Annotated in this window: 12 protein-coding genes; 3 read left to right on the top strand and 9 right to left on the bottom strand. The window is 72.8% G+C overall.

The window, feature by feature from the left end:
• From GBZ26_RS21065 to GBZ26_RS21055, 3 genes are all read left to right on the top strand, one after another.
• Positions 1–608 (top strand): SDR family oxidoreductase (locus GBZ26_RS21065; protein ID WP_174440521.1); only part of this gene is annotated, 608 nt, incomplete at its 5' end.
• Between the two features lie 29 nt (positions 609–637).
• Entirely contained in the window at positions 638–1,999 is a 1,362-nt protein-coding gene (gene pabB, locus GBZ26_RS21060) for an aminodeoxychorismate synthase component I (protein ID WP_174440520.1), read from the top strand.
• On the top strand, positions 1,996–2,832 hold the full coding sequence (locus GBZ26_RS21055; RefSeq protein ID WP_246654090.1) for an aminotransferase class IV: 837 nt from the start codon (positions 1,996–1,998) through the stop codon (positions 2,830–2,832). Before pabB ends, GBZ26_RS21055 begins: the two co-directional genes overlap by 4 nt.
• Before the next feature lie 76 nt (positions 2,833–2,908).
• On the opposite strand, the gene GBZ26_RS21050 is transcribed toward GBZ26_RS21055, so the two are convergent.
• The 9 genes from GBZ26_RS21050 to GBZ26_RS21010 all read right to left on the bottom strand — a co-directional run.
• Entirely contained in the window at positions 2,909–3,622 is a 714-nt protein-coding gene (locus GBZ26_RS21050) for an ABC transporter ATP-binding protein (RefSeq protein WP_059399034.1), read from the bottom strand.
• On the bottom strand, positions 3,606–4,385 hold the full coding sequence (locus GBZ26_RS21045) for an ABC transporter ATP-binding protein (protein WP_174440519.1): 780 nt from the start codon (positions 4,383–4,385) through the stop codon (positions 3,606–3,608). The genes GBZ26_RS21050 and GBZ26_RS21045 overlap by 17 nt, the downstream gene beginning before the upstream one ends.
• Positions 4,385–5,413: a branched-chain amino acid ABC transporter permease gene (locus tag GBZ26_RS21040; RefSeq protein WP_174440518.1), complete on the bottom strand. Its 1,029-nt coding sequence runs from the start codon at positions 5,411–5,413 to the stop codon at positions 4,385–4,387. Before GBZ26_RS21040 ends, GBZ26_RS21045 begins: the two co-directional genes overlap by 1 nt.
• 4 nt (positions 5,414–5,417) lie before the next feature.
• On the bottom strand, positions 5,418–6,296 hold the full coding sequence (locus GBZ26_RS21035; RefSeq protein ID WP_174440517.1) for an ABC transporter permease subunit: 879 nt from the start codon (positions 6,294–6,296) through the stop codon (positions 5,418–5,420).
• A gap of 67 nt (positions 6,297–6,363) precedes the next feature.
• Positions 6,364–7,533, bottom strand: a complete 1,170-nt coding sequence (locus tag GBZ26_RS21030) for an ABC transporter substrate-binding protein (protein WP_174440516.1) — start codon at positions 7,531–7,533, stop codon at positions 6,364–6,366.
• 80 nt (positions 7,534–7,613) lie between these two features.
• Positions 7,614–8,396 carry a short-chain dehydrogenase/reductase gene (locus tag GBZ26_RS21025; protein WP_174440515.1) on the bottom strand — a complete coding sequence of 261 codons (783 nt, stop codon included), beginning with the start codon at positions 8,394–8,396 and terminating at the stop codon, positions 7,614–7,616.
• 41 nt (positions 8,397–8,437) lie between these two features.
• Positions 8,438–9,928 carry an amidase gene (locus tag GBZ26_RS21020; RefSeq protein WP_174440514.1) on the bottom strand — a complete coding sequence of 497 codons (1,491 nt, stop codon included), beginning with the start codon at positions 9,926–9,928 and terminating at the stop codon, positions 8,438–8,440.
• A gap of 5 nt (positions 9,929–9,933) precedes the next feature.
• Positions 9,934–10,359: a nuclear transport factor 2 family protein gene (locus GBZ26_RS21015; protein WP_174440513.1), complete on the bottom strand. Its 426-nt coding sequence runs from the start codon at positions 10,357–10,359 to the stop codon at positions 9,934–9,936.
• Positions 10,360–10,384: 25 nt separating this feature from the next.
• Positions 10,385–10,991: enoyl-CoA hydratase-related protein (locus GBZ26_RS21010; protein ID WP_174440512.1), on the bottom strand; the 607-nt coding region annotated here is incomplete at its 5' end.

The following is a 10,991-nucleotide window of genomic DNA, read 5'->3' as shown; positions in this document are numbered from 1 at the left end:
TCGCCGCGTGGGGCGGGCGGTCCTGCGTGCTGGCCTGCGCGGTGGCCGACCGGGACGTGGTGCGGCACGCCTACGGGCGGATCGCCATGGACCACGGACGGCTTGACGTGCTGGTCCAGAATGTCGGCCAGCGCAACCGCAAGCCGCTGACCGACTTCGCCGACGAGGAAATCAGCGACCTGCTCAACGTCGATCTGGCCGCCGGCCTGATCCTGGCGCGGGAGGCGGCGCGGCTGATGCTCCCCCAGGGCTTCGGGCGGCTGATCACGGTGACCTCCATCTCCGGGCAGATCGCCCGCGCCAACGACGCGGTCTACGCCGCCGCCAAGGCCGGTCTGGCGGGCATGGTGCGGGCGCTCGCCGCCGAGTACGGCGGGAAGGGCCTGACCAGCAACGCCATCGCGCCGGGCTTCTTCGCGACGGAGACCAACGCCGGCATCACCGGCAACCCGGCCCTGTCCGCCTATTTCGAGGGACGCACCCCGATGGGCCGCTGGGGCCGCCCGGAGGAGATCGCCGGGGCCGCGGTGTTCCTGGCCTCGCCCGCCGCGTCCTACGTCAACGGGCATGTGTTGGTGGTGGACGGCGGCGCCACCATTCTCATGTGAAGGCCGGTCTTAGAGGAAGCTCCGCCGCCATGCTGGCGATCCCCTTGTCATGCGCCGATCCGGCGGAGGCCTTCCGCGCCCTGTCCGGACAGCCCTGGTCGATGCTGCTCGACAGCGCCGCCCCGCACCCGGCCCATGGCCGCTACAGCTACATCGCGGCGGAGCCCGTCCGCACCCTGGAGTCGCTGGACGGGCGGGCCTATCTCGACGGCCGGCCGGTGGACGGCGACCCCTTCGCCGTTCTGGCCGACGAGCTGGCGCGCCACGCCCGGCCCGAAGGCCCACCGGGACCGGCGCCCTTCTGCGGCGGGGCGGTCGGCTTCATCGGCTACGAGGCCGGGCTGCGGCTGGAGCGCATCCGCTCGCGCCACGCCAACCCCGGCGGCCAGCCGGAGATGGCCTTCGGCTTCTACGACGCGGTGGCCGCCTTCGACCATGCGGAGCGCCGCGCCTGGGTGATCGCCGCCCGCCCGGAGGCCGAGGGGCGCGCCCGCGCCCTGGCGGCCCGGCTGGAGGGCGGCGGAGCGTCCCCCCTCGGCCCCGTCCCGGCCGCCCCCTGGCGGAGCGAGCTGGAGCGGGACGATTATCTGGCGCGGGTGGAGCGGGTGCTGGAGTACATCCGGGCCGGCGACATCTATCAGGCCAACTTCACGCAGCGCTTCCTGGCCGAGCGGCCCGCCGGGCTGGACCCCTACGCGCTGTACCGGCGGCTGCGCGCGATCAGCCCGGCGCCCTTCGCCGCCTATCTCGACTGCGGTCCGCGCCTGCGCATCGCCAGCGCCTCGCCGGAGCGCTTCATCCGCCTCAGCGCCGCCGGGGAGGTCGAGACGCGCCCGATCAAGGGCACCCGCCCGCGCTACGCCGACCCCACCGCGGACGCCGCCGCCGCCGCCGAACTGACGGCCAGCGTCAAGGACCGGGCGGAGAACCTGATGATCACCGACCTGCTGCGCAACGACCTCGGCCGGGTGTCGCGGGTGGGCAGCGTGCGGGTGCCGACGCTCTATGGGCTGGAGAGCTTCGCCAGCGTCCATCACCTCGTCTCGGTGGTCACGGCGCGGCTGCGGCCCGGCCTGGGGGCGGTGGACCTGCTGCGGGCGGCGCTGCCCGGCGGGTCGATCACCGGGGCGCCCAAGATCCGCGCCATGCAGATCATCGACGAGCTGGAGGTGGCGCGGCGCGGCGCCTATTGCGGCTCGGTCGCCTGGCTCGGCTTCGACGGCGCGATGGACAGCAGCATCGTCATCCGCACCCTGTCGATCACGCCGGATGCGGTGTTCGCCCAGGCCGGCGGCGGCATCGTCGCCGATTCCGACCCGGCGGACGAGCATGAGGAGATGATGGTGAAGATCCGCGCCCAGCTCCGCGCGCTGGGGGAGGCCCAGGGATGAGCCCGGCCATGAGTGTCGTCTGGCTGAACGGGCGCCTGCTGCCGGCGGCGGAGGCGCGGATCGACCCGGCGGACCGCGGCTTCACGCTGGGCGACGGGCTGTTCGAGACGCTCCGGGTGGCCGGCGGTGCCGCCCGCCATCTCGACCGGCACCTCGCCCGGCTGGCGGACGGCGCGGCGCTGCTCGGCCTGCCGTTTCCCCACGGTGCCGCGGCGCTGGCCGCCGCCGCCGAAGCGCTGATCGCGGCGCAGGGCCAAGGGGATGGCTTTGCGGACGGCGTGCTGCGGATCACGCTGACGCGGGGCACCGGCGCGCGCGGCGTGCTGCCGCCGCCGGACGCCGTGCCGACCCTGCTGATGGCGCTGGCGCCCGCTCCGCCGCCCGCCGGCCCGGTGGAGGCGGTCATCGCCCGAACCACCCGGCGCAACGAGCATTCGCCGCTGTCGCGGGTGAAATCGCTGAATTACCTGGATTCCATCCTCGCCCGCCAGGAGGCGGCGACGCGCGGCGCGGGAGAGGCGCTCCTGCTCAACAGCGCGGGCCGTCTGGCCGAGTCCAGCGTTGCGAACCTGTTCATCGTCCGGGACGGGCGTCTGCTGACCCCGCCGGTCGCCGAGGGCGCCCTGCCGGGCATCCGCCGCGCGCTGATCCTGGAGCGGGGCGACGCCGGAGAGGCGCCGCTGTCCGTCGCCGATCTGCTGGGGGCCGAGGAGGCCTTCCTGACCAACAGCCTGGGCCTGCGTCCGCTGCTGCGTGTCGACGGGCGGGCCATCGGCGCCGGGACCGTGGGAGCGGTGACCGCGGCCCTGCTGACGGACATCGAGGCGGAGTGACACGCCCACCACGTCGTGATCCTGGACACGGGGAAGCTTTCCCCGCGCTCAATGCCCGCCCCTCAATGGTGGCCCCTCAATGGCGGCCGCCGCCGAGATAGCTGCTCAGCACCTCCGGGTCGTCGGCGACCTTCGAGCCGTGGGTCTGGAAGGCGATCGCGCCGTTGGCGAGCACATAGGTGGTGCCGGCGACCGCCGCCGGGACGCCGATGTTCTGCTCGATGAGGAAGATGGTCATGCCCTCCCCGTTGAGCCGCCGGATCACCTCGATCATCTCCTGGACCAGCCGCGGTGACAGGCCGTGCGACGGCTCGTCCATCAGCAGGATTCGCGGCCGCGCCATCAGCGCCCGCCCGATCGCCACCATCTGCTGCTCGCCGCCGCTCATGGTGCCCGCCGGCACGCTCCGCCGTTCGCGCAGGCGGGGGAAGAAGTCGTAGACGCGCTCCAGGTCGGCGGCGATGCCGGCCTTGTCGTGGCGCGCCGCGGCGCCGAGGGCGAGGTTGTCGGCGACCGTCATGCTCGGCCAGACGAAGCGGCCCTGCGGCACCTGGATCACGCCCTTGGTGACGATGTCGTGCGGGTGCAGGCCGGCGATCGGCCGCTCGTCGAACTCCACCGCGCCGCCGCGCGGCTTGACCAGGCCGCTCAGCGTCTTCAGCAGCGTCGTCTTGCCGGCGCCGTTGCCGCCGAGCAGCGCGACAACCTCGCCGCGCGGGACCGAGAAGGTGACGTCGCGCAGGACCTCGCTGAGGCCGTACCAGACGCTCAGGTTACGCACGGTCAGCATCGGGGCTCTTTCCAAGATAGGCTTCCTTGACGAACGGGTCGGCGAGGATGGCATCCGGCGCGCCGTCGGCGATCTTCCGGCCCGAGTTCAGAACGGTGATGCGGTCGCACACGCCCATCACCAGGCGGATGACGTGCTCCACCATGATGATGGTGATGCCGCGCTTGTCGCGGATGCGGCGCAGCAGCTCGTCCAGCTCGGCGACGCGCGGCGGGCTGAGGCCGACCGCCGGCTCGTCCAGCAGCAGCACCTTGGGCTCGGCGACCAGCGAGCGGGCGATCTCCACCAGCCGCTGCTGGCCGAACGACAGCGACGCGCCGTCGCGTTCGGCGAAGGACAGCATGCCGACGAAGGCCAGCGCCTCGCGCGCCCGCTCGCGGGCCCGCCGCTCCTCGCGCAGCACGCCGGGCAGGCCGACGGCGGCGGCCAGAACCGAGGTGCGCAGTTCCTGGTGCATCCCCGCCATGACGTTCTCCAGCACCGTCATCCCCTTGAAGAGGAGCGAGGTCTGGAAGGTGCGCCCGACGCCGCGGGCGGCCACCTCGCTGGCCTTGAGGCGGGTGAGCGGCTGGCCGTCCAGGCGGATTTCGCCCTCGGTCGGACGCACCAGGCCGGAGATCACGTTGAGCAGGGTCGTCTTGCCGGCGCCGTTCGGGCCGATGATGCCGCGGATCTCGCCGGCCGGCACCGCGATGTCCACGTCGCTGAGCGCGGCGAGGCCGCCGAAGGACAGCGACAGGCGTTCGATGCTGAGGTCGGCCATCACTCGTCCCCCCCTCGGCTGTGCGGTTCCGTCCACCCCGGCAGCCAGCGCCGCAGCGCCTGCACGAGGCCGCCCGGCGCGAACAGCAGCATGCCCAGCAGCAGCAGGCCGAGGCCGATCTCCTGGAAGTCCTGCATGCCGCGCAGCCCCTCCTGCATGCCGATCAGCAGCACGGCGGCGATCGCCGACCCGGCGATCGATCCGAGGCCGCCGACGACGACCATGCAGAATTGCAGGACGATCTGGAACAGGTTGAAGGATTCCGGCACCACCACGTTCAGCAGGCCGGCGAACAGGCCGCCCGCCACCCCGGCGTAGACGGCGGTCAGCGTGTAGGCGACGATCTTGGTGCGGGTGATGTCCACGGCGATGGATTCCGCCGCCACCTCGCTCTCGCGCAGGGCCACCAGGGCGCGGCCGATGCGCGACCGCAGGACGCCGTACGCCCCGGCCACCAGCAGGACGGCGAGGACGAGGCTCAGATAATAGATGCCCGTGGTGGTGCGCAGGCCGAGCGCCGTGAAGTCGACCGGCGCCATGACGAACCCCGCCGTGCCGTGGGTCACCGAGTCCCAGTGCACGAAGGTCCACAGCGCGAACTGCGCGAAGGCGATGGTGGCAAGCGCCAGATAGAGCCCGCGCAGGCGCAGCGCCGGCAGCGCGACCGCCAGCCCGATGGCCACGGTGATGGCGGTGCCGGCGGGCAGGGCGAGCCAGAAGGGCAGGCCGGCGTCGAGGCGGAGCAGGCCGGTGGCGTAGGCGCCGACGCCGAACAGGGCGCCGTTGGCGAAGGAGAGCTGCCCGGCGAGGCCGAGCAGGATGTTCAGGCCGACCGCCAGGATCACGTAGATGAGCGCCAGGTTGCCGACATAGACCTGATAGGGGTTGGCCACCAGCGGCAGCACGGCGAACAGCAGGACCCCGACGGCAAGCGCCGGGCGCCGGCCGACCAGCCGGCCGAGGTTGCGGCGCCTGAGGGCGCGGGGCGCCGAGGGTTCGGCCGAAGGATCATTGGACAGGGTGACCATCGCGTTACACCTCCCGTCGGGCGCGCGCGCCCAGCAGGCCGGTCGGCCGGAACACCAGCACGGCCAGGATGATGATGAAGGCCGAGACGTCCTGGATGCTGCTGGCGATGTAGGTGCCGGCGAGCGCTTCGAGGATGCCGACCAGCAGCCCGCCGATGACCGCGCCGGTCATGCTGCCCAGCCCGCCGAGGATGGTGGCGGCGAACGCCTTCAGCAGCAGGCTGAGCCCGATGTCCGGGGTGAGCAGGGTGAGCGGCGCCACGAAGACCGCGGCCACCCCGGCGAGCGCCGCCCCGGCGCCCCAGGTCAGCATGTAGACGCGCTCGACGCGGATGCCGACGAGGTAGGCGGCGTGCGCGTTCTCGGCGGTGGCCTGCATCATCTTGCCGGCCCGCGTCCGGGTGAAGAACAGCGTCAGCAGCAGCATGCACACCGCCACGCTGGCGATGACCACGAGCTGCTGAGGGAACACGGCGACGCCGCCGATGAGGACCGGGGCCGGGCTGACCAGCGGCGGAAAGGGCACCACCTCGCCCTGGCCGCCCCAGAAATGGCGGCCGATGCCCTTCAGCACGAAGGACAGCCCGACCGTCGCCATGACCATGGCGATCGGCGGCGCCTTGATCAGCGGCTGGTAGACGACGCGGTCGGTGAACACGCCCAGCACGAACGAGCCGGCCACCGCGCCCAGCAGCGCCACGATGTAGGGCAACTCCCACATCACATGCAGGGTGAAGGCGAGGAAACCGCCGATCATGAACAGCTCGCCGTGCGAGAAGTTGATGTGTCCGGTGGTCCGGTAGCAGAGCACGAGGCCGACCGCGACGAGCGCGTAGAGCGCGCCGCTGGTGATCCCCGAGGACAAGGCGTAGGCGAGCAGCACCGCCGGGCTCCTTTCTCTGGAGGGCTGCGCCGGTCCCCTCCGGGGAGCCGGCGCAGGGGATGCGGAATCAGCGGGTCGGCTTGGTGACGCCGATGCCGGTGACGCGGCCGTCCTGGAAGGCGAAGATGCCCAGCGCCTTGTGGCACTGGTGGTCTGTGGGCTTGCACTCCAGCGGACCGGCGTAGGTGTCGGTCTTCACCGTCAGGTTCGACATGATCTGGAGGATCTTTTCCCGCGTCGGCTCCGGACCGGCCTGCTTGAGCGCCTCGACCGCGAACTGCCCGGCCGAGATGCCGTACATGTGCAGGACGTTGAAGCGGTCGCCGAACCGCTTTTCGACGATGCCCTTCCACTTCGCCACCTGCGGGTCGTCGACGCCGTAGCCGGCGGCGGTGACGGCGCGGAGATTCTTCACGGAATCGGGCGAGCCGACGCCCTTGGCCAGCACGTCGATCTCGCCGAGCGGCGAGCCGCCGACCATCAGCGGCTGGAGCCCCACCTTGTAGGCGTCGCGCAGGAACGGCACCGCCGCCTTGGGGAACAGCAGCAGCAGCACGGCGTCCGGCTTGGTGGCCTGGATCTGCAGGACGGTGGGCGTGGTGTCGGTCGGCTCGACGGCGATCTCCTGGATGGAGACCGGCTCGATGCCCTTGGCCTTGAAGGCCTGCTTCATCGGATCGAGGCGCGCCTTGCCCCAGGCGTCCGGCTGCCAGACCACGGCGATCCGCGTCTTGCCCTGGTCGAGGGCGAGCTGGAGCTGGCCGTAGACCTCCATCCAGGCGGCCGACATGGTGGTGAAGATGTACGGATTGACCGGCTCGGTCAGGGAGTCGGCGGTGGAGGCGACGATCACCCAGGGGATTTTCGCCTCGATGACCTCGGGCTTCTGCGCGATGGCGGCGTTGGAGCAGCCGCCGCCGACGATCATGAAGGGCTTCTCCTCGTGGATCAGCTTCTTGACCGCGCCGACGCCCCGGCTGGGCAGGCACTCGTCGTCCTGCTTGGCGTAGACGATCTTGCGGCCGTGGATGCCGCCGGCGGCGTTGGCCTCCTCGAACACCGCCTGCACCCCGTTGAGCTGCGGGATGATGAGCCCGGCGGAGGGGCCGGTGAGCCCGCCCATGCCGCCGATGACGATGGTGTCGGCGGTGACGCCGGTCTCGGCCAAGGCGGCCGGCGCCGCCATCAGTGCCAAGCCGGTCATCGTGGCCAAGCTGGTCATCATGAGCGTGCGCATGTGCCTTCCTCCCATATCGTTGGCCCTTTTCCGGGCGCTGCCCCTGTGTGCGGTCCTGCCGCGTCGTCGTCCGGTTCGGTTCAGGCGCTGCGGTTGCTGGCCCCTCCGTCCACCGTCACGATGGTGCCGCTGACGTAGCCGGCCCGCGGCGAGGCCAGGAAGGTCACCACGTCCGCCACCTCGCGCGGGGTGCCCATCCGTCCGAACGGCAGGCCGAGGGCGCGCTCCACCTCCGGCCAGCGCTCGGCGTCGCCGTGCCTTTGCGCGCTGAAGGTCCGCATCATCGTCACGGCGCGGTCGGTGGCGGTCATGCCGGGGTTGACGCCGACCACCCGCAACCCGGCGTCCGGCGCCCGCGCGCCGAGCGCCCGGGTGAAGGCCATCAGGCCGGCGTTGCCGGTGGTGCCGGCGATGTAGGCGGCGTTGGGCCGTTCGCCGGCGGTGCCGATGACGTTGACGATGACGCCGCGGCCGCGCTCGCTCATGGCGGCGTAGAACAGCCGGCACAGCGCGATGTAGCCGAACACCTTCAGCTCCCAGGCGCCGCGCCACACCTCGTCGGAAACCTCGCCGATCTCGCCGCCCGGAATGGCGCCGGCGTTGTTGACCAGGATGTCGGCGCCGGCCCAGTCCGTCGCCAGGGCCTGCCGGGCCCGCTCGTCGGCCATGTCCATGGGCACCGCCGCCGCCGCGACCCCGAAGCGCGCGGACAAGGACGCCGCCAGCTCCTCCAGCTCCGCGGACCCGCGGGCCACCAGAGTGAGGTCGCAGCCTTCCCCGGCGAGGGATTCGGCGACGGCGCGGCCGATGCCCTTGCTGGCCCCGGTGACCACCGCGCGCTTGCCCTTCAGGTCGAGATCCATGTCAGTCCTTCCATGTCCGTCCTTCCATGTCCGTCCTCCCCTCACGCCACCTTGTAGCCGGTCGTGCCCGTTTCCCCGTGTTCGGGCGGCCGCCACGCGGTGTCCACCTGCGGACGGCGGACATGCTCGGGACGCGCCTGCGCGAAGGCCGCGGCGGCTTCCAGCGCGCGGTCGTCGCGCAGGCGCCGGCCGACGATCTGGACGCCCACCGGCAGCCCCGCCGACGTGAAGCCGCAGGGGACCGCCACCACCGGCAGCCCGGTGACGGAGAAGGCGTAGGTGCCGAGGAACACGTCGTAGAAGCGCTCCAGCGGCCGTCCGGCGATCTCGGTCGGCAGGGGGCGGTCGAGGTCGAACGCCGCGATCCCCACCGATGGGGCGATGATGTGGTCGAAGCGTTCCAGCACCCGCCGCACCCGGTGCCAGTAGTCGCCGCGCAGCCGCTCCGCCGCGGCCACCTCGCGCACCGAGCGCCTGAGCGCGTCCTCGATCTGGTTGACCAGCGGCACCGTCATCTCTGCCCGGTGGGCGTCGAGCAGGTCCGCATAGCGCCCGACCATGCCGAACGCCCGCGTCCCCATGACGATCTCGCGCAGGCCGCTCACGTCGAAGCCGGCGGCGAGGTCGCCGCTCTCGACGACGCAGCCGAGGTCCTCGAAGGCGAGGGCGGCCGCGCGGGCCAGCCGCGCCACCTCCGGATCGGTCGGCACCAGCCCGCCGAAATCCTCGACGTAGAGGATCCGCCGGCCGCGCACGGCGTCGGTGCGCCGGGCGGCGGCGGCGAGGTCCATCCCGTCGTCGGGCAGCGAAGCGGGGTCGCGGTCGTCCGGCCCGGCCATCGCGGCGAGCATCAGCCCGGCGTCCTCGACGTTGCGGGCCAGCGGGCCCTGGACATGCTCGACCAGGGTGTCCCAGGCGAAGGCGCTGGGATAGACCGGGACGCGGCCCGGCGTCGGGCGGACGCCGACGATGCCGTTGAAGGCGGCCGGCACGCGGATCGAGCCGCCGAGGTCGGTGCCGATGCCGATCGGCGCCATGCCGGCGGCGACGGCGGCGCCCGTCCCGCCGCTCGACCCGCCGGAGGTCGCGTCGAGGCGCCAGGGGTTGCGCGTCGTGCCGAACAGCGCGTTGGTGGTGTTGACGTCGTGCGCGAACTCCGGCGCGTTGGTCTTGCCGAGCAGCACCGCGCCGGCGCGGCGCAGGCGCTCCACGGCCACCGCGTCCTCGGCGGGCACGAAGTCCCGGCGCAGCCGCGAGCCGTAGGTGGTGCGCAGGCCGGCGGTGTCGACGTTGTCCTTGACGACGAAGGGCACGCCCTCCAGCCGCCGCGGCGCGGCGCCGGAGGCCAGATGGGCGTCGCAGGCGTCGGCCTCGGCGAGCAGCGCCGGGTTGAGGGTGCACACGGCGTTGACCACGCCGTTCACCGCCTCGGTGCGGGCAAGGAAGGCCTCGGCCACGGTGCGGGCCGACAGCCGGCGGCTGCCCACCGCCCGCGCCAGCTCCGCCGCGCCCATGGTCAGGATGTCGTCCATCGCCGTCACCTCCGCGTCCAGGTGCTGGCGTCCATGGTCAGGAGGCGGCGGCGGAACCGCCAGGCGCCGCCGTCGAGCACGACGTCGTCCTCGTACACCCCGCAGTCGCCGATGGCCGGCAGTTCGCCCGCGGGGCCGTTGAAGGCCATCAGGTAGCAGCGGCCGCGCACCGAGCCGTCGTCGCGCCGTTCCAGCAGCAGGTTGCCGTTCCAGTGCCGCCGGTAGCCCTGCCGGGTGGCGAGGTCGCGGACCTTGTGCCCGTGCAGCGCGGCCCGGCCGGCGATGCGCAGCTCGTGCGGCATCAGCTCCAGCACCCCGTCCGCCGTGAAGCAGTCGGCGTAGCCGTCGGGGTCGCCGAGGTCGCTGCACAGGTTGTACCGGCTGTACAGGCTGCCGATCTCGAAAGCCTCCTGGGCCGAAAGCTCGCTCATCCGATGTCCCTCTCCCGTTGTTCGTTCAGACCCCGTGGAACCTGGGCTCCCGCTTCTCCTTGAACGCCGCCTGACCCTCGCGGTAGTCGTCGCTGCCCAGGCAGGCCCGCACCAGCGCGTCGACGGCGGCGGTGTCGCGCTCCGCCGCCGGGCGTGCCAGCTCGACCAGGGCGCGCTTGACCGCGCGCAGGGTGAGCGGGGCGTTGCCGCCGATGGCGGCCACCAGATCCTCGACCGCCGCGTCGGCCTCGGCGGCTCCGAACAGGCGCCCGACGATGCCCAGGCGGCGCGCCTCCTCCGCATCGACCGTGCGGGCGGTGAACAGCAGGTCGGCCGTCGCCGAGGCGCCGAGGCGCGCCGTCACCAGCTCGACGTTGGAGAAGGTGTAGCCCAGGCCCAGCCGCGCCGCCGGGATGCGGAAACGGGCGTCCGCGGCGGCGACGCGGAGGTCGCAGCTCAAGGCGATGCCGACGCCGCCGCCGAAGCAGGCGCCCCGGACATAGGCGACGGTCGGCTTGCCGGCGGCGAACAGCGCCGCCTGCGCCGCCTCGACCGCGGCGTCGGAGCCCCGCCCCCCGGCCTCGCGGCGGCGCGTCCCGGGGAATTGCGCGAGGTCGGCCCCGGCGCCGCAG

It is taken from the genome of Azospirillum formosense (assembly GCF_013340925.1).
Classification (GTDB): Bacteria; Pseudomonadota; Alphaproteobacteria; order Azospirillales; family Azospirillaceae; genus Azospirillum; species Azospirillum formosense.
The sequence above is the reverse complement of the archived record's forward strand: the minus strand, read 5'-3'. Positions and strand labels throughout refer to the sequence as shown.

Coding starts and splice junctions, on each gene's coding strand:
- GBZ26_RS21020 (WP_174440514.1), bottom strand. CDS start 9,928: ATGGACGACATCCTGACCATGGGCGCGGCGGAGCTGGCGCGGGCGGTG.
- GBZ26_RS21045 (WP_174440519.1), bottom strand. CDS start 4,385: ATGGCCGACCTCAGCATCGAACGCCTGTCGCTGTCCTTCGGCGGCCTC.
- GBZ26_RS21050 (WP_059399034.1), bottom strand. CDS start 3,622: ATGCTGACCGTGCGTAACCTGAGCGTCTGGTACGGCCTCAGCGAGGTC.
- GBZ26_RS21015 (WP_174440513.1), bottom strand. CDS start 10,359: ATGAGCGAGCTTTCGGCCCAGGAGGCTTTCGAGATCGGCAGCCTGTAC.
- GBZ26_RS21030 (WP_174440516.1), bottom strand. CDS start 7,533: ATGCGCACGCTCATGATGACCAGCTTGGCCACGATGACCGGCTTGGCA.
- GBZ26_RS21055 (WP_246654090.1), top strand. CDS start 1,996: ATGAGCCCGGCCATGAGTGTCGTCTGGCTGAACGGGCGCCTGCTGCCG.
- GBZ26_RS21040 (WP_174440518.1), bottom strand. CDS start 5,413: ATGGTCACCCTGTCCAATGATCCTTCGGCCGAACCCTCGGCGCCCCGC.
- GBZ26_RS21025 (WP_174440515.1), bottom strand. CDS start 8,396: ATGGATCTCGACCTGAAGGGCAAGCGCGCGGTGGTCACCGGGGCCAGC.
- pabB (WP_174440520.1), top strand. CDS start 638: ATGCTGGCGATCCCCTTGTCATGCGCCGATCCGGCGGAGGCCTTCCGC.